Raw genomic sequence first — 20,141 nt, 5'->3', positions numbered from 1 at the left:
AGTTCTGTTTTAGAAACTACATTTTTTTCTACCAGCATTTTCACCCGCCCCATTTCAAGTTCTGCACCTTTTGCATCGGCTATGGCACTTTGTAAACTTGCATTTGCCTTAGCCAGTTCTGCGGCATATTCTTCACTGTTAATCCGGAAAAGTATTTGACCTTTTTTTACTTCTTTTCCTTCATCAACATACACTTCTTCCAGATATCCTTTAACACGGGCGTAAATTTCTACGTTTTTCACAGCTTGTATGTCACCTACGTATTTTCGGTGAAATTCTGTTTTCTGTGTTTTTAATTCAACAACTGGAATGGTAGGTATATCGGCACCAATTTCGGATGTGTCCTTGCTTTGTGTTTGACAGCCTGCGAAAAGCAGAGTCAGGGCACAGGAAAGTGCCAAACTATATTTTTTCATAATAAGTTGGTTTTAAAAAAGGGGAAAATAGCTAGATAGTTGGCTACAGCCACATTAGAACAAGGCAATAAGCCACGCTGATTTTAATGCGAAAACAAAAACTCATTCTACACGGGATGCGCGTTGAAAAAGATTGAAATCTCGGGCTTGAAGCGAAGTGAAATGAGGAGAAAGCCTAGAACGGGCAGAGGCGATACAGGAAATTGTAATAACCCGGACTAATAATCTTATTGTAAATCTGATTGGAAATATGTAACGTCTGCGAAACCCGGTTTTGGAAAGTCAATTCAGCAACCTTCGAATTGATTGCATAGAAAACGCTGTGAGTCGTATAAGTAGAATGACGGTGACGAAGCAAACGGCATAAGTTTTCCTTCCATTTGGGAATATCAATGCGAATGATGGTCTTGGGATGCTTAGCCCTTTTTAACTTAATACTGTTTAAAAGTCTTAAAACTGTTTTTTCCTGGTATGGTGAAAACCTAAGAATTGTTACATGCCCTGTGCGATGCCTTACTAACTGCTTCTCAAAAAGAGAAGCTGCCGAAAAGCATAAGAGGGATAATAACAATACAAAGGTTAATTTTTTCATAATTTTGGTTATATCATTTTTCTTGAAAATCCAGACCTGAGTAAGCGTTTATGAAGATGTTTAGGCACAAAAAGCAGGTGCATAAACACGGCTATTGACTCAAATATAGTGATTTTTGGCTCAAACGCCATTTTTAAAACTGTTAACTATTGTTAATGGCGCGTTCTTAGAAAGCTTACCCAGGGCGAAAATTTCAGTATGTTTTTTAAAATTTGATTATTTAGTTTTGAGAACCACCTGGCCATCTGGATAGCTTATATCTGCCTTATTCTCAGCAGTAATGAAAAAACTTTTCGGCTCAAAGGGCGTTGCCGTCTTTAATTCACTTTTAAGAGCTTTCGAAAAAAGACCAGAAGAACTTTTCAACTGACCAAGATTCTTGATTCCATTATTCTCAGTATTTGCCCATAAAACGTAGGTGTTTCTGGATTCTACCAGTCTTTCAGGTGCCGACAAGTGTTTTATTGATAAATTAATGGCATAATTATCATTTTTATCTTTTTTATACTTTACTGATCCCTCGGCAGCGGGCACAATTGCAGAATCGGAAAACGTAAGTTTTTTTGAGCAGGAACTAAATCCAATTAGAAGGCAAAATATTATCTGAATTGAAAGAATGTTTCGGAATAAAGCGTTTTGTTTTTTCATCATTAACAAGAGTTTGTTGTACTGTAATTTCTAAAATGCGGAGTGTGGAAAACTTTGTACGGTAACATCCATACCGATGTAGGGCTCAAACACTATGCCAATTGCGATTAATGTATGAAAGATTAGTTTTGCGATATCGTGGGTATCAAAAGCCTCGGAAACGGGATCTCCAGCTACAATATTTCGTGGTGGCTTGTCTTTTAACCTTACAAAATGCCTTTCATGTTCATTTGGGCTTTGTAACTCACTGCACTCAATCAAAAAAAATCGAATAGCTTAAAGGTATTTTGTTCCTTATTGCGGTTGCTGGTCCGGATAAAATATTCAATATTGAATTCCTCATTTTATTTTATCAGGCTATTATTGCTTTAATTTCGGAGTGATTGTGTGCAAAGCTGCTATTCAGTGTAATCGGTGTGGTAAGTTAAGTAGTTGATGACTGACCTGATGCCGAAGATGTCTTTGATACATTGTTTAGCCGCAATTCTCTCTTTTTGCCTGTGTACCATTCCTTCTAAGAATACAATTCGGTCAGTCACGCGAACCCTTATCGCTGATGCGTTAATCAATGAATTGGCCTGCAAGGCGGCCATAACTTTTTCTCTAAGATTTTTATCTGTTTCAAATCTGGCAGCCTCGGGATCATACTTGGGTTCCTCGGGTTTTTGGATATTTTTCATGGTTTAGAATCTGGCTAAAATAGGTTGTTAGAATATTATTCCAGAGTTACAAAGATGCCTTAATCACCGACTTTAAACTTTACACAAGTTCAGCAAGAACTTACATATTTTACATATTTTCAATTCGTTGGATTTTAAGCTTTTTGAATTAGGAGCGAGACAGACTGGTAATTTTTGAACTGGTTCGGCATATCTGATACGCTGCTATATTATAGCCTGCATGCAATTTCGGTTAAGTTAGGCTCTTCGTACAGCAACAGTTCTTTTACCTGTTCAATTTTGTGAAGAATAATAGATTGTAGAATGTTAATCCCTTTTAGTTCTGAAAAAGTTTTGGGAAAATATGTGTAGTCATCTCCGGTTTTTTAATGATGTAATCTCAGTAATTAGTGACAGGCAATTCTTCTGCACAGTGAATCACCACTATGATTACGGCATTGATTTTTCAATCAATATACCTTTTTTGCCTTCAGGTAGTTCAAGTCCCGACCGAAGCTGATTTTTTTCAGGGATTATCATTTATTAATGACGGACTGGAAGGATTATCCGATAGCAGGATTTTCACTGGTATGGGTAGCCAATATTTACAGGAGTTTGTTTGCGCTCGTCCGTCAGGAAATTAAATGGGAAGAACCAGAAATCAAATCCTTGGAGTAGCAGCGGGAAAATCCACAAAAGACGCACTGAAAACTGTGATTGATACAACTCTCAGCCGATAGTATGTAAGTTATCGGCCAAGCATTTACTGACCTTTACCACAGCAATAACAGCATTAACTATAACTACAAATAGTATGAAAACCAACGAAGAATTGCAGAAAGATGTGCAGGATGCGATCAAATGGGAACCCTTATTGAAAGCGGCTGAAATAGGCGTTACCGCCAAAGATGGTGTTATCACGCTGTCGGGAACAGTGGACAGTTATGCCAAAAAATCAGAGGCAGAAGCTGCCGCTAAAACAGTAGCCGGCGTAAAAGTTGTGGTTGAACAAATTGAGATCAAAACATACAGCAACCTGTTGCACCGCGACGATAACGATCTGGCCAATGAGGTACTGAACGCTTACAAATGGAACTGGGAAATTCCCAACGACAAAGTGAAGGTAAAAGTCGAAAATGGCTGGATTACGCTCGAAGGGGCAGTGGAGTGGAATTATCAGCGCGAAGCTGCTGAAAGGCTGATCAAAAAACTTGCAGGCATAAAAGGCATATCGAACCTGATCACCATCAATACGGAAGTACACGACGAGATTGAGAAAATGGGAATCGAAAGCGCATTGGGGCGCAACTGGTCCATCAGCAAACAGAATATTCATGTAAAAGTTGTCGGTACGAAGGTAACCTTAACCGGCACGGTGGATTCCTGGTATCAGAAAGAGGAAGCGGGCCGTATCGCCTGGAATGCGCCCGGCGTAGTGAGCGTTGACAATGAACTGCTTGTGGAATATGCTTATTCACTTGTTGATTGAAAAATGTAAACGGAAGGGTAAAACCTTTCCGTTTCGAAAATTGAGAGGGTTTAACCAATTAATATAAGCATTATGATGTACAATGGATATAGTTTCTGGGGAATGCACATGTTTTGGTGGATTATCTGGATGGTCATGTTATTTTGGATATTTGCTACACCTTACAACATTCCCGGCCAAAGAAGAAGACCGGACTCTCCGCTGGATATTCTGCAAAAGAGGTTTGCAGCGGGTAAAATAACGAACGCGGAATATCAGGAAGCAAAAGCTACCCTGACGAAGGACCTGGCCAAATAAAGTTTGATTTTACTCAACGTTAAACTTCATCAAATTGAAAATCAGTTCGTTTGCAGGAAAACCAGCTGAGCCCTGGATGCTGGCCAGCATTCCAGGGCTTGTTGCTGCTTATTATACCGGAATTCCGAATGCTGAAAATCCGGAAGAGAAAGTTGTTTTCGGCACTTCCGGGCACCGCGGGACTTCTTTGAAAAACACCTTCAACGAATTGCATATTCTGGCTATTTGTCAGGCTATTTGCCTATTTCGGGCGGAGCAAAAAACGGATGGTCCTTTGTTTATAGGTATGGATACACATGCCCTGTCTGTCCCGGCGTTTGCTACGGCCATGGAAGTTTTGGCGGCAAACGGCGTACAGATCATGATTTCTCAGGACGATGAATTTACGCCAACGCCGGCCGTTTCACATGCCATCCTGACTTACAATAGAGGACGAAGTTCAGGTTTTGCCGATGGAATCATCATAACGCCGTCGCACAATCCGCCTGACGACGGTGGATTCAAATACAATCCCCCTTCCGGCGGACCAGCGCCAGGTTCTGCAACGACCTGGATAGAAAACAGGGCAAACGAAATACTTCTTGCCAAACTGAAAGGGGTAAAAAGGATTCCACTTGCCGAAGCAATGCAAACATCTTCCACACACCGGTACGACTATCTGAACACCTACGTGAACGATCTGGACAACATCATCGACATGGAGGCGATTGCCCATTCAGGTTTAAAAATAGGCGTTGATGCGCTGGGTGGGGCCGGTATGCATTACTGGGAACCGATTGCCGAACGATATGGGTTAAACGTGACTGTTTTTAACAAAACGCCTGATCCGACATTCGCTTTTATGCCTGTGGATTGGGACGGACAGATACGCATGGATCCGTCCTCCGAATACGCCATGCAAAACCTGATCGGGTTAAAAGATCAATTCGACATTTCCGTTGCCTGCGACACGGATTACGACCGGCATGGTATCGTGACCAGAAAAGCAGGTTTAATTCCCCCAAACCATTATCTGTCGGTGATGGTCGACTATCTTTTTCAGCACAGACCGCAATGGCCAGCGAAATTTATGGTGGGTAAAACGGTGGTAAGCAGCCAGATGATCGACCGCGTTTCGGCACGGCTCGGCAGAAGCGTTTACGAAGTACCGGTTGGTTTTAAATGGTATGCGGATGGGCTACTGGATGGCTCGCTTGGTTTTTGCGGTGAAGAAAGTGCCGGGGCTTCCTTTGCCCGGATGAATGGGGAAGTGTGGACCACAGACAAAGATGGGATGATTGCCGCGCTGTTATCCGCGGAGATTATGGCCGTTACAAAAGAGGATCCTGGTGCGCTTTACGATGAACTAACCAGTGCACTCGGGACTTCCTGGTATGACCGGATTGAAGCCGTGGCAACGACTGCGCAAAAACAGTTACTGGGTAAAATCCCGGCAGACCAGTTTGATCAAAAACAATTGGCAGGAGAAAACATTACTTCCATCATCACCAACGCTCCAGGCAACGGTGCCTCCATTGGCGGACTGAAAGTGAGTACCCAAAACGGCTGGTTCGCCGCACGCCCTTCCGGTACCGAGGAAATCTATAAAATCTACGCAGAAAGCTTTGAAAGTGAGGCGCATTTGAAACAGATTATGGCGGAGGCGCAGGGGATGGTGGATGAGAGGATTGGGGATGGGTGATGGAATTTTGTTATATTTGCCACGTGATGCTTGGTCAAGCCTCTTGTCTCAGGATAAGGTAACCAAGTAAATGATTAAGACTTGTCAGAAATGATCGGTCTTTTTTTATGTCGGTATCTGTCGCCATGGCCTTGCCGCTGATGTACAGGGCTTAATCAATAGCACCGCATCAAGCCATAACCGCTGCTGATTGAAATATTTGATAAATTTAAGAACTAACGTCGATAGTTATTCGTCGAGCCCCGCTATCGCCTGGATTTGTAATTTATTGATTTCCATGCCGCTTTTAGCGGCTGCATTTCTTTTACTGGTTATAAAATCCTTCATCTCCAATTGGTGTCCAAAAACTATATTTCACAAATTTATATCGCCTTTTGTCGTTAGGAATTTGTTTGACTTGATAAGGCATACCGCCTGTCTTAACATTTTTACCTGCCAAATGGGCAAAAGTCAATTCAATAATGTCAAGCATATTTTTTATTGTAATATCTAAAAATCCGCCTAACGAAGTTCTTTTCAATTTTATTTTTTTGTGCTTTAACTCAATTGTCGGGGTAGTAATATTTCCATCAGTCTCCAACTCAAAATCACAAACCTTTGTGTGTTCAAGTCTATGGTCAAATCCGTTTCTTAACTCTCGGATAACTTGCATAAAGTAAACTGTCTTATTAATGAACTCTACGAATGGGTCGGCTTCTCCATATTTTTCTTTCAATTTTTCGTGGAAATTTGGAAAATGAGATTGCTTTGTCAAACCAAGATTAGAGTAGAACTTAACTATTATGTCCATAAGAGTTTGTTCGATATGGTCTGCTTTCTGAAATATTGTTTTGCATTTTGATTCAAGACTAATTACAGATGGAAGTTTATACGAAACGTTTTGGTTTCTTCTTTCTTCGTATTCGTCTGATGCAGTTTTTTCGGCAATATGATATTCTTTAATTTCCTTTTCAAATATGGAAATTTCAGAAAGTAAATCTATTGCCAAACCGATTAATTTGGGACAGTCAACAGTGTTTAAAATATATTCTGGTCTGAATAAAGTCATTGCTGTTAACAACGTCCTTGAAACAGTTTCTGATTCTGTCCCTTTGTCTATTATAAGTTTATGGATTGTTGTAGGAAGATTTATGTTGGTTCTTTCCGGGTCAATAGTGTCTGCTATTACCATTTCATAGATTGACCTTTCTTTGATGACTAAAAGGCGTCCGCCAATATTTTTCAATTCAATGATGGCTCCATCTTCTTCTGAACCGATTTCTGCGTGTCCTCCTGATTCCCTCTTTATGTCAATTGGTCGTTTTTTATCCATATTGCCGGTCATCTGATAAGGTTGCTACTAACGGGTTGGCGCTTGGTGAATAAGCGGAATTCCAATCACTAAACTGTTCACCCAGCACAAAAGTTGCTACGAGGTAGAATGTTCAATTAACCGAGGAACCGGCTTTTTTTTTCAAAACTCTTATTAGCAGTAGGCATTCTACTTCTTTTTGTCAAAATAATTCTGTTTTCCGATCTTTCCTTTGATATAGTCGAGGTTTTTTTCGTCATTTTGTTTGTCGTTATCAACTGTTGTCATTCCAATATTTAACCGTATTTGCTCACTTTCAAGGTCGAATATTACTTTGTTAATTACTTGTTGTTTCTGATAGTATTTATATGAAATTTCTTCAACTTCTGCCAATGTAATCTCGGAAATAATAAATCTATGAATTACTCTATTTCTGTCGTCATATAGAACATATAGTTCGTCAAATGTTGGTTGGTCTATAATTCCTAAATCGAGTGCTTTTTTATAAATATCCTTTTCCGATTTTTTTTTGTCAGTTAGGCCTTGATAAATCCACTCGACTTCAATTTCACTATTGTTGTTTGTTATTTGGTTTTTCAGAACGATACCTGTTCTTAAAAGCGCATCAATTTGATTTGCTAAAAGGCAAGTAGCTTCAATGAAGGCTTTGTTTTCTATTGCCTTACTTAGAATTAAAGCAGTCGCTCCAACTCCTTGCAAAAACATATCAAATCTATACGAGTTTATTACGTCAATACTTTTCCCGTCCTCAATAAGTTTAAATTCTTTCAATATAGAATGAACGATTTCCACTTTCTCCAATATTGTTCGACTATCAAGATCTTTATCTGGATTGTTGGGGTGTGTCAAAGTAAAAATCACTGATTTATCCCCAAATTGCTTTAACCAAGTTTTTGTAGTGAACTCTTTATCGCCACTATCAGGCAACTTATAAAAATCTAATTCTCCAATTTTTTCAACTGTTGAATATTTGATTAGGCGTTGAAAGTTCTTTTTCTTTTCTTCCGTGTCTAATAAGTTTGTTGAAAGTTGGAATGCGTCTGATTTCCAAATTTCATATTCTTGAAAAGTATGTACTTTACCATTCTTGACTGAATATTTCCAAGTCGTTGGAACTTTAATTTCGAATGTTCCTTTTTCGTCTATAAAACGTTTCATTGTCTAATGTTTCGGTTTCTATGCTTATTTCTAACGTTGCAGCATTGGTGTTGTGGCGGAAATAGAATTCAGTCAGCCGAATATAGTGTAAAAGTACAACAGCTAAATAGTAGTACAACAGTTGAGCCTATGTTCGTCAACCGCCACAATGCCATTGCCAAGTTGTGCGCAGTGTCTTATTCATCGCTTTTTATTTTGCTATATTTATCTCTAAATTGTCTGAATTCTGATATTGCAATGTCACCGAATTCATAACACTTTTCTAAGAACTCCAAATAGCCTGTCTCTTTCAATATTTCAGTTGGAATTCGCCGTATCACATCTTTGTTGTCTTTAACTCTGTCAAAAAGTGGAAGTGTTGGTATCCTATCTTTCGACAACATTCTTGCGTAAGGTGTAAAACTCATTACTATCCAGCCAAATAAATCGTATTTGTCCTTCAAAGCGAAATATGTTTCTTTATCTACTTCACTCATTTTTTCGAACCATTTGGGTAATATTGGTTCGCTGTATGTAAGTATTGGATCAAGCCGTTCGGAAATCTGAGGGGAGAAGTATGATTCATACCAACTCTCAAAAAATAGAGCTAAAAAACTTTCCCAGGTTAAAAGTTCGACATTGGTGTATTCAGACGTATTGACTGAACCTGTTTGAAAATCACTTGTCGTAATTACGTAGCCTATATTGCATCCCAAATCATTAATGATTGTCCTAAAACCGTGAATAACATTTTGTGGAATATTAGATTTCCAATACTTGCATTCGCATACAATAGAATATTTACGCCCTTTAATTGTTTCTTCTGCATAAACATCTAATTCAACTTTACCACGTGCCGTTTCAGTAGTCTTCTCTTTCTCAACTTTAAAACCACATTGTTGTAAAATGGCTGAAACTTTATTCTGCAAATCTTTCCAGTCTTGTGGTTGTTTAGTTGTCAGTATCATTTTTTAATCGAGTATTTTTTTAGGTACGTCAATTTGACACTACGTACAATTTTTTCAGGCTTTGCGATGGTGGGGCAATCGAAGTACAGATCTTCAATTTTGTACAAAAATTAAATAGAAGTACAACTGGTGAACTTTGCAGTTTCGCCCCACTAATGCAAAAGACTTATTAGCAGAAGTAAATATAGCGATGATAGCTGGGTTCGAACCAACATCGTTCCTTGGAAAGATCCTAATTGAGACTCTTTCCAAGGGAGTGCTTTAACCAATTAAGCTATACCATCTTCTGAAAGTCATATTCGGTCGCTTCAAAACCGTATTCTGCCTTACAAAATCCTAAAAACTTTCGTTTATTCCTTTCATCTGTCAAACTAAAATTTTTAAAACCATTAATATTCTTAAACTCAATAAATACCTCCTTAGCAAGGAATTCTGGCTGATTAAAGCTTTTTAATATTATGTTGTCAAGATAACTTGAAATACCGCGAAAGATATTCAAAGTGTCAATAAGAATATTATATGTGATTTGATTAGCATTTTCGTTTTCATGGAAATCTATTCCTTGTAATTTTTTTGGTAATATATTATTCCAAAAAGTATTTAACTCTATACCACTTTTATTGATAACTTCTCGCAATGAGCGACTAATATTAGAAGAGCTTTTGTGAATTAGTCGATTTCTTTTAAATCTTATATAGTTTAACGTAAGTAAGTGTTTTTCTTCAAGTTTTTCTTGATTAATTTTAAGTCTATTTAATACTTTTAAAACAAGGATATCATCATTCTCGAATTTTCCTTCATTCAGTTCAGGAATTGAATTGTCAATTTTTTTCGCTACCGCATAAACTTCTGTTAGATAATTTTCAAATGATGAATAAATTAGCGTAAAAATACCATTTAAAAGTGTTTCATTAGTTTTGGTATGTTCGTCACTTAGCTTAGACAATTCAATATTATGCTTTTTAGAAAAACTATTTTCTTTAAAAATATGAGATGTCAATTTATCGTTGTTATCAGCAACAGCCTTAACGTGATCTAATGAAAACTGTGTCCACACAAAGAAGTAATGCGTGAAAGAGTTATTAAGGTCTGATAATTCTTGTAAAAATATTTTAAGCTGTCTTGTCTTCATTGTATTTCTGCTAACTAGTCAGTTCGAGCCAATCCCACAAGTCTAGTCATTTGCTCTCATTATTGCAATATTCTTATTAATTTTATGGTTAAATATTTTTAAAACAGACATTTTGATCTATTTTCTCATTGCCAGAAGTGTTTAACAATACAAAATGCGCGTCCCGGTCCGGCAACACGAGAATCAACCAACAGGCCGTATCACTAACCAACACGCCTAATCACATAATTCATAAACTTGAGTTTTTTTCCAACCAGATTGACGCGGCCTGATTTGTTGGTGTACTGATCATGCTGCTTTGGCCTTTCAAATACGTAAACGCCCTGGGATTGAGGGATCATGCGAAGGTAATCGCCCGGATATTCGCCAAAAACCTGATCTTGGTGGGGTGGGCTCATTGAAAAATGCCTTGGCTACGGAATAGTCTATCGGAGCGGGTAATGTGGTTTCCAGGTCATGCCGGTATTGATGCGCTTTGATCAAGTACAAATCCTTTTCTTTGCTGATCCGGGTTTGGAAAACGCCTTTGTTTGTCTTCGTATCTACCGTTGCAGATTGCAGCAGATCATTTTCCTAAATGCTTTTACCGCATCATATACTTTCGCTCTGAAAACCAGCAGGTTGAGCTTCCGTCCATGTAAGGTCTGCAAAATTACCGCTAACGTCCGTCGCTTTGTGAAGTTTTTTTTGGGCTTTGAATTGCAGGATGGAATTTGTTGCGCATAATGCAAAACCTAAAGTGATACGGAGGTTGTGCTGGTGTGTACACGGGTGCGTTAAGGCTGTCCCAGTTCAGAGCAAGTATTTATTGATTTATGTGCCGGGTTTAACAATTTGTATCTTGTCGAATGCAAGGGTTTTTAGGACAACGGTTTTTTCCGGTTACTTGTTCATTAAGGAGAGTTACGGGCAAAGCACTGAATCGCCGCTTTTGACAATATACTTTCAGTATTTCCTGTCAGGGAGAACCTCTCTCAGATTTTATAACCCAATTATTTGCCGATACGTGCCATCATGTTAATTACAAAAGGCGGTGGCACCACAGATACGTGTACTTTGCTGAATTTTTTGAAAGTGAGTTCAAGACAGATAATGGATTTGAGGCCAGAAGTGCTTGTGAGTTTCTGTTTGTTTGTCAATCTTTCAAGCGAGCCGGTATGCATTACCGGGAAATTTGGTTTTTTTGTTGATGGGCTAGGGGGGATGGGACAACGTTTCGGGTAACGGTGATGTGGCAGGTTTTTAAGGCAAAACGGTGTCGACTAAACGATTCAAAAGAATTTCTAATAGTTAACCTTGCATAAATGTTTCATAGAAGCACGTCGGCCGCCATATTGCCAGAACGTGTGCATTCGTTCTTTTTTTACACCATTGCCCTACCAAAGCCAACCGTATCTCTATATGCTTGTGGCGAAATATCGGCATTGGTTTTAAAAAATCTGCTGAAATAATATTCGTCAGCATAGCCCAATTCATACGCAATTTCTTTTACCGCTTTGTTAGTCAAATACAGTTCTCTTTTGGCTTCTATGATTATCCTCTCAGAAATTAAATCGGTGAGTGTTTTATTAAAATGTGTTTTTGTGATTTTGGCTAATGTTTTTGCGGATATATTCAACAAGTCGGCATAATCACTAGCCGAATGCTTGGTTTTGAAATGGGTTTCGATATAATTTTTAAGATTTTGAAGGATAAAAGGTTCTTTGTTTTCCGCAGTATTAATTAGAATTTCTGTTTGTTGCTCTGCTTTTAGTCTGGATGCTGTAATTAGAAATATTTTTAAATAGGAAACCAACAATTCATATTGAGCCAATGCTGGGTTTTGCATTTCAGCAGTTATTTGTTCAAATAGCATTTTAAAAGTGTTGCTTGTATTTTCATCAACAGCAACAAGTGGCGGATTGTATATATTATTAAACAACACACCATTACACGCCACCTCTTGATGATGTTTGTGAATACAAAAAAAATCGGGATGAAAATTTATAACAATGCCTTGTATTTGTTCATTTTCCTGAAACATAAAAGGCTGATATGGAGAAAAAGCAAACAAGGTATTTTGTGTAAAATGATATTCCGAAAAATCTGCCTTTGCTACTCCTTTCCCATTTTTTATCCAAATCAATGAATAATAATTTAGTCGCTGAACGTGGTCAAAATGACTGTTATCGTTAAACGAAAAGACTTTAAAGGCCAGGTTTCCTGTTTGCGGATTTATCAAGGTATAGATGTCCGAACTTATCATATATTTATAGCATTATTTCAGTTTCCTGTCTTTTTCATCAATAGCCAAATCGTTGATACTGGCATATCTTTTTTGCATCAATCCGTTTTCGTCAAACTCCCAATTTTCGTTTCCGTATGCACGCCACCATTGTCCGTTTTCGTCTTGATATTCATATTCAAAACGAACTGCCATTCTGTTCTCACGAAATCCCCACAATTCTTTTTTGAGCTTGTAATGCAATTCTTTTTGCCATTTTCTCTTCAAAAATGCTACGACTTCTTCCCGACCATTTATAAATTCGGTGCGGTTGCGCCATTCTGTATTGATGGTATAGGCTTTTGAAATTCGTTCCGGGTCTTGACTATTCCAGGCATCTTCTGCCAGTTGTACTTTTTGCAAGGCAGTTTCTAATGTAAAAGGCGGCAAAGGCAATTTTTGTTCTAAATTTTCCATTTTCTATTTTTTTTAAATGCGAACCAACTTTAATGCCAGTTCGCAAAAAGTCTTGATTATATCGCCGGGGCAATTGGAAAGTCCACTGGAATTTTTGTGAGATTATGTAAATAATTCATCGCTGTTTTGTCACTTACTTGTAGTATCAGGTCAACCAAATTTTCGTTGGTATAGCCAGCTGCAAAAAAGGCATCTACATTTGTTTCACTTGCGTTGCCTCTGTTTTTGGTAATATCGGCAGCCAATGCAACCAATGTATGCAACTTGCTGTCAGATGATTTCCCGTGTCTGATGTCGGCTAGTTGCTCATCGCTAAAACCATTCATTTTACCCAAAACCAAATGAGCACTTTGGCAGTAAATACAGCCATTTACCTGGCTTACAATTAAATTTACAGCCTCTTTTTCTTTGTTTGTCAGTGATGTTTTAGCATTTTGATATGCCAAAAATCTTTCCAATCCATTTTTTGAGTAAGCAATAGTTGCGTACAAATTAGGGACAAAGCCCAAAGCTTTATTCAAATTGTCAAAAATTGCCTGGTTAGCTGGTACTACTTCTTCTCTTGTTGGAACTAAGAATGTTGTCATCTTTTTACTTTTTAAAATCATTGTCGTTATTGACAATGCAAAGATGCGGCCCCTTGGCTCTCTATAAAATGGACAGACAACGCAATTGGATGGACAATTTTTTCGGTGTTGCTACTTCGTGCGTTTTTTATAGCATGACACACAATTAGTAAATTTGAGCACTTTCCAGTCCATCTGGCAATTCTAGTCAATTGCCCTCATTATTGCAATATTCTTGTTGATATTGTCGCTAGTTATCTTTAAATCAATTGGTTATGATGTGTTTATTTTGTTTCCCTATTTGCAAAAGTTGTTAACAATCCAAAATCCACATCCCATTCCGGCAACACCAGAATCAACCAACCGGCAGTACCACTAATCAACGCGCTTGATCACATAATTCATAAATTTGAATTTCTTTTCAACCTGATTTAAGCGGCCTGCTTTGTAGGTGTATTGATCATGCTGCTTCTGCCTTTCAAAGATGTAAACGCCTTGGGATTGAGGTGTAATGCGAAGGTAGTCGCCCAGATATTCACCAAAAACCTGATCTTGCCGGGTGGGCTCATTGAAAAATGCCTTGGCTACTGTGTAGTCTATCGGAGCCGGTAATGTGCTTTCCAGGTCATGCCGGTATTGATGCGCTTTGATCACATACAAATCTTTTTCTTTGCTGATCCGGCTTTGAAAAACGCCTTTGTTTGTCTTCGTATCTACCGTTGCAGATTGCAGCACATCATTTTCATAAAGGCTTTTTACAATGTAGTATACCTTTACTTTAAAAAAAAGGAGGTTAACATTTACATCGCTGATCAGGGTGTATTGCGTTTTACCGTCCTGCGCGTCCTCGCATATGGCCAGCATTTTTCCTACGTTCACGCCCGATAAAACCACATCATAATGGAGGGTATCCGGCCTGACCTGGCTCTTTGCAGCGGAAACAGTGATGCAGAAGAGTAAAAAGATAAAGGTAACTTTCATTATTTGTGAATTAATTTAGCAAGTCCAACGGAGAAAATTGCGCACAGGTTCGGTCGGGTCTTATTACCGTTCAGGTATCAGCGCCCTGTTGAAATTGGAAAGTTTTAATCAGCGTTTTCGTCTTTTGAAGGGATTGAAAATGCAAAGTCTGAAAACCCAGGCCACTTGCAATTTCTGTCAAAAGCTTGCCGTCGTCCACGTAAAGTGCATGTTCTGGTATTGTATGCGATATGTCACTGGCCAGTTTGAGCATCGCTGTGTCCGGCTTGTGCAGATGCACATAACAGGAAGAAATGTAGCCGTCAAAGAGCTCGTCCAGTTTGAAATGTTTGATCCTGTATGCATTGAGTTCGCTTCCTTCATTGCTTACGGCAAATACTTTCAACTGGTATTTTTGTTTGATCTCTTTAAAAAAATCAATACTTCCGGCAATAGCAACCGACTGGGTGAACATAAATTCTGTGAAATCCTGTTTTGAAAACGTCCGGGGTTCATAAAAAATAACCCAGTCCAGATACTCGTCATGGGTTATTTTGCCTGATTCATAAGTCACAAATACCAGTTTATGCCGTGCTTCAACCTCCTGTTTTTTGAGCCCGAATTTTGCTATCGCCTTGTATCTGGACTGGTGCTGCCAGCCATTGGAAATCAGCACGCCTCCAATGTCCAGAAACAATGCCTTAATTTCAGATGTTGGTGTTTTATCAAACATTTTCTGGTTTTTCAAGGGAATAATGGGAGCGTTATTCGATGGTTGCCGGATCCATCGCGTACTGTCCTTTTCTGGCAAGACTGTTACATTTTGCCTTGTAGAGCAGTATGTTCTGGGCCTCGCTGGTATTTTCGGGTATCCCTTTCCAGTATTCCAACACAGGAAGCTGAATGGCCCGGGAAAAAGAAAAAGTAAGTGGCCAGGGAAGTTTGGAGTCATACTTGAAATTCATCTGATTCAATCTTTCAGAAGCTAACTCACCATTTTGGCCACCCGACAAAAAGGCGACTCCGGGTACCGCGGCAGGGACGCACCGTTTCAGGCATTCTATTGTGGCATCAGCTGTTTCCACCACACTTTTCTGGTCCGTGCAGTCAAGCCCAGGCAAAACCATATTCGGTTTTAGTATCAACGCTTCCAGTAAAACCCGCTGTTTGTATAGTTGATAAAAAAGGCTTTTCAGTACCCTTTCGGTCACCTCGGAGCATTCATCCAGACTGTGGTTTCCTTCCATCAGCACTTCCGGTTCAACGATCGGAACCAGCCCGGCTTGCTGGCATAAGGCGGCATACCTGGCCAGTGATTGCGTATTTGCTTCAATACATTCATCTGTCGGGATTCCCTCTCCAATGGAAAAGACGCCGCGCCATTTTGCAAAACGTAGTCCTGAGCTCGCAAAATCGATAAGCCTGGCACGTAAACCATCGAGACCTTCGGTGATTTTTTCACCCGGAAAATTGACCAGATCTACGGTTCCGGTATCTACTTTTATACCGGGAATGATACCGGCCTTCTCTAGCACGTCCACGAACTGTTCACCTTTTGATGTAAGTTGGCGCACTGTTTCCTCATACAGAATGGCTCCGCTGATATATTCGGCCAGGCCTGGTGCAGTCACAAGCAGCTCCCTGTAATCACGTCGCTTTTCTGGCGTTTGCGGGATATCGTATATAGCAAATCGTTTGTTGCAGGTTGGTGAACTTTCATCCATTGCCAGCAATCCTTTTCCATCTGCCATTAGCGCGTGAGCTGTATTGATCAGGATAACTTCCATCGTGTTATTCATATCGGTTTATAATTATTGATGAAATCTTTTGAATTCTTTGATTAAATCTTAACTGTCATTACACTTAGCATAAAGGTCACATGATTTTTGCTGCTGGTTGTTACGAAAGTTTTTCTGAAAGTTGTATTTATCACAGGTTTATTTCAATTCTACGTCTTGAATCTCCGTAATTGCAGAAGGTGTTTTGACATAACATTGATCATGGCAGGAAAAGATTACGTCCTTGTAAATCAGTGATTTTTACAACTTTTCTTACTCTGTATGTAACAAATCGGGACGGGAAGCTGACGACTTTTACAATCATATAATTGATAAGAAAGGTAGCGAGGTTTCGATATCAATACAGAAATTAATCTAAAAGCATGAAAGAACACAAAAAACGACTTAAAGCACTTTTTATAGAACTGGTTAAGCTTCAAAGACACGTTATTGCATCAGATCTTAAACTGCTGGTCATTGTGGAAGGGCGCGATGCGGCCGGAAAAGATGGCACTATAAAAAGGATCACCAAACACCTTAGTCCCCGCGAGACCATTGTAGTGGCGCTGGGGAAACCGTCTGACGTTCAATTGCGGGAGTGGTACTTTCAACGTTACACCAGTCATTTACCAGTTTCGGGTCAATTTGTGCTCTTCAACAGAAGCTGGTATAACCGGGCAGGGGTTGAAAAAGTGATGGGCTTTTGCAGTGAAAAGGAGTATGAATTATTTTTCAATGAAGTCGAGCTGTTTGAGAGAATGCTTGCAGACTCCGGTTTTATTATCTTGAAATACTACCTGGACATCAGCAAGGAAGAGCAGGAGTCGCGGTTAGAGGATCGGAGAACGGATAAGTTAAAGCAATGGAAAATCAGTCCGATCGATCAGCAGGCCATCAAATATTGGCAGGATTATTCCGATGCCCGAAACAACATGCTGGAGCGTACCAGTTTTTTAACGACGCCATGGTTTGTGGTTTCTGCCGACCGTAAGAAACACACGCGCAATGCCCTTATTACGCATCTGCTCAGTCAGATCGATTATGAGGATAAAGATCAGGAGCTGCTTTCTTTTGATGACGGTCTTGTTTATTCGGCAACCGCAGTGGACGCAAGCGAAAGGTTATTTTGACAAAAAGGAGTCGGTACCTACCCATACCCGTTTTTCGACTCATGAAAATAGAATGACGATTTGATTCACGCCGCACCTTATTACACAACAGAAACAGAAATTCCAGATACTACTTTCATGGAAGAGCAGGAAAAAAACAACAGAGGATTATATGGCTTTTTGCCGTCCGATATAGAAGGAATACGAACGCTTGCAAAGCTGGCCCTGGATCTACGATGGAGCTGGGACCATGCGGCTGATGATTTATGGCGGCAGCTGGATGCTGAACTTTGGGAACTAACGCGTAATCCCTGGACTATGCTGAAAACTGTTTCCCGGGAGCATCTCGAACAAAAATTGAGGGACAAAGCCTTTCAGATGAAAATGGAAGAGCTTGTTAATCAGAAGCAGCTTTCCGAGACAACGCCATCCTGGTTTCAGCAGGCCCATCCGGATTCTCCGCTCAGCTGCATTGCGTATTTCAGTATGGAGTTTATGCTCAGCGAAGCTTTACCTATTTATGTAGGAGGGTTGGGCAATGTGGCCGGTGACCAGTTAAAATCTGCAAGTGATTTGGGTCTGCCGGTGACAGCCGTAGGCCTGCTTTATCAGCAGGGCTATTTTCGCCAGCAGATCGATGAAAACGGTATGCAGCAGGCATTATTCCCTTTCAATGATCCAGGGCAACTGCCCGTGATTCCGCTGCGCCTTCCCAATGGTGAATGGCTGAGGCTGGAAGTGACACTGGCGGGTTTTACGGTGTGGCTCCGAACCTGGCAGGTGCAGGTAGGAGGGGTGAAACTTTACCTGCTCGATACCAATGACATGGTCAATCTGCCGGTTCACCGCAACATAACAAGTCAGGTGTATGGTGGAGGTAATGAGCTGCGGATACAGCAGGAAATCATTCTGGGGATTGGCGGCTGGAAGTTGTTAAAGGCACTGAACCTGAATCCTCAGGTTTGTCACATGAATGAAGGCCACGCCGCTTTTCTGATACTGCAACGCGCCAGGGACTTTATGAAAACAGCAGAAGTGTCCTTTGATGTGGCGCTGGCTGTAACGCGTGCGGGCAATTTGTTTACGACCCACACGGCAGTAGCGGCCGGTTTCGATCATTTCAGCCCCGCTTTAATGGAGAAGTTTTTGGGCCCTTATGCTGCGGAAGAATTACAGATTGAATTTAACCATTTAATGGCATTGGGCCGGCAGGATCCCAACAACAGCTCAGAAAGTTTTAACATGGCTTATCTGGCTATTCATGGAAGCGGGGCTGTCAACGGAGTAAGCCGTCTGCATGGCCAGGTAAGCAGAAATCTTTTTCAGAATCTTTTTCCGCGCTGGCCGCAGCATGAGGTACCGGTGGGGCATGTTACCAACGGCGTACACATGCCTACCTGGGATTCCGAATCCGCTGATAGGGTTTGGACCAAGGCCTGTGGGAAAGATCGGTGGAGAGGGGAGTTACAGGAAATGCACGACGGCCTGGATGCTATTTCCGATGAAATGCTTTGGCAGATGCGTACCACCTGCCGCACGGATCTTGTGAACAATACCCGGAAAAGACTTGAAAAACAAATGAGCGTAGCGGGGGAACCTGCTGAAAACCTTGCGATTGCCAAAGATGCTTTTGATCCCGAAACACTAACGCTCGGTTTTGCACGTCGTTTTGTGGCTTACAAACGTCCCAATCTTTTACTGCACGACGAGGAACGGTTTATCCGCATACTCACCCACCCCGAACATCCTGTGCAGCTGGTCATTGCCGGTAAAGCACCTCCGTATGATGAAACCGGTAAGGCATTGATACAGCAATGGGTGCAGTTTGTCAGTAAGCATAAATTATATAAACATGTAGTTTTCCTGAGTGACTATGATGTCCTGCTGGCAGAACAGCTCGTACAAGGGGCAGATGTGTGGGTAAATACACCCAGACGGCCCTGGGAAGCATCCGGCACCAGCGGCATGAAGGTGCTGGTGAATGGTGGCCTGAACTTGTCGGAGCTCGACGGATGGTGGGATGAGGCTTATACGGATGAAGTGGGTTGGGCCATCGGCGACCGGGCGGAACACGGCGAGGATGCCGGTTGGGACGCTTCCGAAGCGAATACTTTGTATGAGCTGTTGGAGAATCAAATCGTTCCGGAATTTTACTCACGCAATGAGTCCGGCCTGCCGGTTCGCTGGATCGAAAGGGTACGGAAAAGTATGTCACAACTTACGCCGAGGTTTTCTGCGAACCGTACCGTAAGGGAATATACGGAGCAGTATTATTTGCCGGCAGCAGTCAATTTTTTAAACCGGGCTGCAGATAATGGTGCTGCCGGTGTCAGGATGACGACAACTAAGCAAGATTTGGAAAGAAAGTGGCAGGGGATCAGTGCAGGAATGTTGCAGATTGAAAATGTTGCCAACAGTTATCAGTGCCGGGTGACGGTGCAGCTGAATGGAATAAATGCCAGTGAAGTATCGGTTGAAATGTATGCGGAAGAAAGTGATGGTCTACAAGCGGAGATCATCAAAATGCTTCCCGAACCAAAGGAACAGGCGAATGACGGCACTGCATTCACGGTAAAATTTGCCGGCAGCAGGCCAAAGTCAGACTATACGATAAGGATCATTCCGTCTTATGAAAATATTCAGGTGCCGCTGGAAGATAAACTGATTTTCTGGCAGCATTGATATAGGCAGATTGAATCACTTTTCGATTTGATAAG

Annotated in this window: 20 protein-coding genes and 1 tRNA gene; 5 read left to right on the top strand and 16 right to left on the bottom strand. The window is 40.7% G+C overall.

All coding sequences use genetic code 11. The features are described 5' to 3' along the window. The 4 genes from FDK13_RS21970 to FDK13_RS21955 form a co-directional block, all read right to left on the bottom strand. Positions 1-416, bottom strand: a 416-nt coding sequence (locus tag FDK13_RS21970) for an efflux RND transporter periplasmic adaptor subunit (RefSeq protein ID WP_137342162.1), incomplete at its 3' end; no start/stop codon positions are given. Positions 417-591: 175 nt separating this feature from the next. Continuing rightward, entirely contained in the window at positions 592-1,008 is a 417-nt protein-coding gene (locus tag FDK13_RS21965; RefSeq protein WP_137342161.1) for a hypothetical protein, read from the bottom strand. 216 nt (positions 1,009-1,224) lie between these two features. Further along, a complete protein-coding gene (locus FDK13_RS21960) occupies positions 1,225-1,659 on the bottom strand; it encodes a hypothetical protein (protein WP_220417405.1) in 435 nt (144 codons plus the stop codon). Between the two features lie 395 nt (positions 1,660-2,054). After that, positions 2,055-2,336, bottom strand: a complete 282-nt coding sequence (locus FDK13_RS21955; RefSeq protein WP_137342160.1) for a BON domain-containing protein — start codon at positions 2,334-2,336, stop codon at positions 2,055-2,057. Between the two features lie 793 nt (positions 2,337-3,129). Between FDK13_RS21955 and FDK13_RS21950 the strand changes: the two genes are divergently transcribed. From FDK13_RS21950 to pgm, 3 genes are all read left to right on the top strand, one after another. After that, the gene (locus tag FDK13_RS21950) at positions 3,130-3,804 is read left to right on the top strand and encodes a BON domain-containing protein (protein WP_137342159.1); all 675 of its coding nucleotides are present in this window, start codon (positions 3,130-3,132) and stop codon (positions 3,802-3,804) included. A 72-nt stretch (positions 3,805-3,876) separates the two neighbouring features. Next, the gene (locus tag FDK13_RS21945) at positions 3,877-4,101 is read left to right on the top strand and encodes an SHOCT domain-containing protein (protein WP_137342158.1); all 225 of its coding nucleotides are present in this window, start codon (positions 3,877-3,879) and stop codon (positions 4,099-4,101) included. A gap of 34 nt (positions 4,102-4,135) precedes the next feature. Continuing rightward, the gene (gene pgm / locus FDK13_RS21940) at positions 4,136-5,782 is read left to right on the top strand and encodes a phosphoglucomutase (alpha-D-glucose-1,6-bisphosphate-dependent) (RefSeq protein WP_137342157.1); all 1,647 of its coding nucleotides are present in this window, start codon (positions 4,136-4,138) and stop codon (positions 5,780-5,782) included. A 304-nt stretch (positions 5,783-6,086) separates the two neighbouring features. Here pgm and FDK13_RS21935 read toward each other — a convergent pair whose 3' ends face one another. From FDK13_RS21935 to FDK13_RS21880, 12 genes are all read right to left on the bottom strand, one after another. After that, positions 6,087-7,094 (bottom strand): hypothetical protein, encoded by a 1,008-nt coding sequence (locus tag FDK13_RS21935; RefSeq protein ID WP_137342156.1) that lies wholly within the window; start codon positions 7,092-7,094, stop codon positions 6,087-6,089. Positions 7,095-7,262: 168 nt separating this feature from the next. Beyond that, positions 7,263-8,252: a hypothetical protein gene (locus FDK13_RS21930; RefSeq protein WP_137342155.1), complete on the bottom strand. Its 990-nt coding sequence runs from the start codon at positions 8,250-8,252 to the stop codon at positions 7,263-7,265. Between the two features lie 176 nt (positions 8,253-8,428). Further along, entirely contained in the window at positions 8,429-9,199 is a 771-nt protein-coding gene (locus FDK13_RS21925; protein ID WP_137342154.1) for a restriction endonuclease, read from the bottom strand. Between the two features lie 188 nt (positions 9,200-9,387). Beyond that, positions 9,388-9,483: transfer RNA gene (locus tag FDK13_RS35520), tRNA-OTHER, on the bottom strand. Beyond that, positions 9,474-10,331: a hypothetical protein gene (locus tag FDK13_RS21920; RefSeq protein ID WP_137342153.1), complete on the bottom strand. Its 858-nt coding sequence runs from the start codon at positions 10,329-10,331 to the stop codon at positions 9,474-9,476. Before FDK13_RS21920 ends, FDK13_RS35520 begins: the two co-directional genes overlap by 10 nt. Before the next feature lie 203 nt (positions 10,332-10,534). Then, the gene (locus tag FDK13_RS21915) at positions 10,535-10,729 is read right to left on the bottom strand and encodes a hypothetical protein (protein ID WP_137342152.1); all 195 of its coding nucleotides are present in this window, start codon (positions 10,727-10,729) and stop codon (positions 10,535-10,537) included. Between the two features lie 965 nt (positions 10,730-11,694). After that, entirely contained in the window at positions 11,695-12,576 is an 882-nt protein-coding gene (locus FDK13_RS21905; RefSeq protein ID WP_137342150.1) for a helix-turn-helix domain-containing protein, read from the bottom strand. A gap of 12 nt (positions 12,577-12,588) precedes the next feature. Next, a complete protein-coding gene (locus FDK13_RS21900; RefSeq protein ID WP_137342149.1) occupies positions 12,589-13,011 on the bottom strand; it encodes a nuclear transport factor 2 family protein in 423 nt (140 codons plus the stop codon). A 56-nt stretch (positions 13,012-13,067) separates the two neighbouring features. Continuing rightward, complete coding sequence (locus FDK13_RS21895; protein ID WP_137342148.1) at positions 13,068-13,598, bottom strand: carboxymuconolactone decarboxylase family protein; 531 nt, start codon at positions 13,596-13,598, stop codon at positions 13,068-13,070. Positions 13,599-13,952: 354 nt separating this feature from the next. Next, complete coding sequence (locus FDK13_RS21890; RefSeq protein WP_137342147.1) at positions 13,953-14,558, bottom strand: DUF6134 family protein; 606 nt, start codon at positions 14,556-14,558, stop codon at positions 13,953-13,955. Between the two features lie 70 nt (positions 14,559-14,628). After that, complete coding sequence (locus FDK13_RS21885) at positions 14,629-15,270, bottom strand: HAD family hydrolase (protein ID WP_137342146.1); 642 nt, start codon at positions 15,268-15,270, stop codon at positions 14,629-14,631. A gap of 31 nt (positions 15,271-15,301) precedes the next feature. Then, positions 15,302-16,336: a class I fructose-bisphosphate aldolase gene (locus FDK13_RS21880; protein WP_229216152.1), complete on the bottom strand. Its 1,035-nt coding sequence runs from the start codon at positions 16,334-16,336 to the stop codon at positions 15,302-15,304. 362 nt (positions 16,337-16,698) lie between these two features. Here FDK13_RS21880 and ppk2 point away from each other — a divergent pair, with 362 nt between their 5' ends. Continuing rightward, positions 16,699-17,445 carry a polyphosphate kinase 2 gene (gene ppk2 / locus FDK13_RS21875; RefSeq protein WP_137342145.1) on the top strand — a complete coding sequence of 249 codons (747 nt, stop codon included), beginning with the start codon at positions 16,699-16,701 and terminating at the stop codon, positions 17,443-17,445. 60 nt (positions 17,446-17,505) lie between these two features. Then, positions 17,506-20,106 (top strand): alpha-glucan family phosphorylase, encoded by a 2,601-nt coding sequence (glgP, locus tag FDK13_RS21870; protein ID WP_229216151.1) that lies wholly within the window; start codon positions 17,506-17,508, stop codon positions 20,104-20,106. Positions 20,107-20,141: the final 35 nt, after the last annotated feature.

Origin of the sequence: Dyadobacter frigoris, from assembly GCF_005280585.1 — a bacterium.
Classification (GTDB): domain Bacteria; phylum Bacteroidota; class Bacteroidia; order Cytophagales; family Spirosomataceae; genus Dyadobacter; species Dyadobacter frigoris.
This window is presented reverse-complemented; position numbering and strand designations above follow the sequence as displayed.

What these genes read in the sequence shown, in the direction of transcription:
- FDK13_RS21965 (WP_137342161.1), bottom strand. Translation starts at nt 1,008, where the DNA reads ATGAAAAAATTAACCTTTGTATTGTTATTATCCCTCTTATGCTTTTCG.
- FDK13_RS21960 (WP_220417405.1), bottom strand. Translation starts at nt 1,659, where the DNA reads ATGATGAAAAAACAAAACGCTTTATTCCGAAACATTCTTTCAATTCAG.
- FDK13_RS21955 (WP_137342160.1), bottom strand. Translation starts at nt 2,336, where the DNA reads ATGAAAAATATCCAAAAACCCGAGGAACCCAAGTATGATCCCGAGGCT.
- FDK13_RS21950 (WP_137342159.1), top strand. Translation starts at nt 3,130, where the DNA reads ATGAAAACCAACGAAGAATTGCAGAAAGATGTGCAGGATGCGATCAAA.
- FDK13_RS21945 (WP_137342158.1), top strand. Translation starts at nt 3,877, where the DNA reads ATGATGTACAATGGATATAGTTTCTGGGGAATGCACATGTTTTGGTGG.
- FDK13_RS21935 (WP_137342156.1), bottom strand. Translation starts at nt 7,094, where the DNA reads ATGGATAAAAAACGACCAATTGACATAAAGAGGGAATCAGGAGGACAC.
- FDK13_RS21930 (WP_137342155.1), bottom strand. Translation starts at nt 8,252, where the DNA reads ATGAAACGTTTTATAGACGAAAAAGGAACATTCGAAATTAAAGTTCCA.
- FDK13_RS21925 (WP_137342154.1), bottom strand. Translation starts at nt 9,199, where the DNA reads ATGATACTGACAACTAAACAACCACAAGACTGGAAAGATTTGCAGAAT.
- FDK13_RS21920 (WP_137342153.1), bottom strand. Translation starts at nt 10,331, where the DNA reads ATGAAGACAAGACAGCTTAAAATATTTTTACAAGAATTATCAGACCTT.
- FDK13_RS21915 (WP_137342152.1), bottom strand. Translation starts at nt 10,729, where the DNA reads ATGAGCCCACCCCACCAAGATCAGGTTTTTGGCGAATATCCGGGCGAT.
- FDK13_RS21905 (WP_137342150.1), bottom strand. Translation starts at nt 12,576, where the DNA reads ATGATAAGTTCGGACATCTATACCTTGATAAATCCGCAAACAGGAAAC.
- FDK13_RS21900 (WP_137342149.1), bottom strand. Translation starts at nt 13,011, where the DNA reads ATGGAAAATTTAGAACAAAAATTGCCTTTGCCGCCTTTTACATTAGAA.
- FDK13_RS21895 (WP_137342148.1), bottom strand. Translation starts at nt 13,598, where the DNA reads ATGACAACATTCTTAGTTCCAACAAGAGAAGAAGTAGTACCAGCTAAC.
- FDK13_RS21890 (WP_137342147.1), bottom strand. Translation starts at nt 14,558, where the DNA reads ATGAAAGTTACCTTTATCTTTTTACTCTTCTGCATCACTGTTTCCGCT.
- FDK13_RS21885 (WP_137342146.1), bottom strand. Translation starts at nt 15,270, where the DNA reads ATGTTTGATAAAACACCAACATCTGAAATTAAGGCATTGTTTCTGGAC.
- FDK13_RS21880 (WP_229216152.1), bottom strand. Translation starts at nt 16,336, where the DNA reads ATGAATAACACGATGGAAGTTATCCTGATCAATACAGCTCACGCGCTA.
- ppk2 (WP_137342145.1), top strand. Translation starts at nt 16,699, where the DNA reads ATGAAAGAACACAAAAAACGACTTAAAGCACTTTTTATAGAACTGGTT.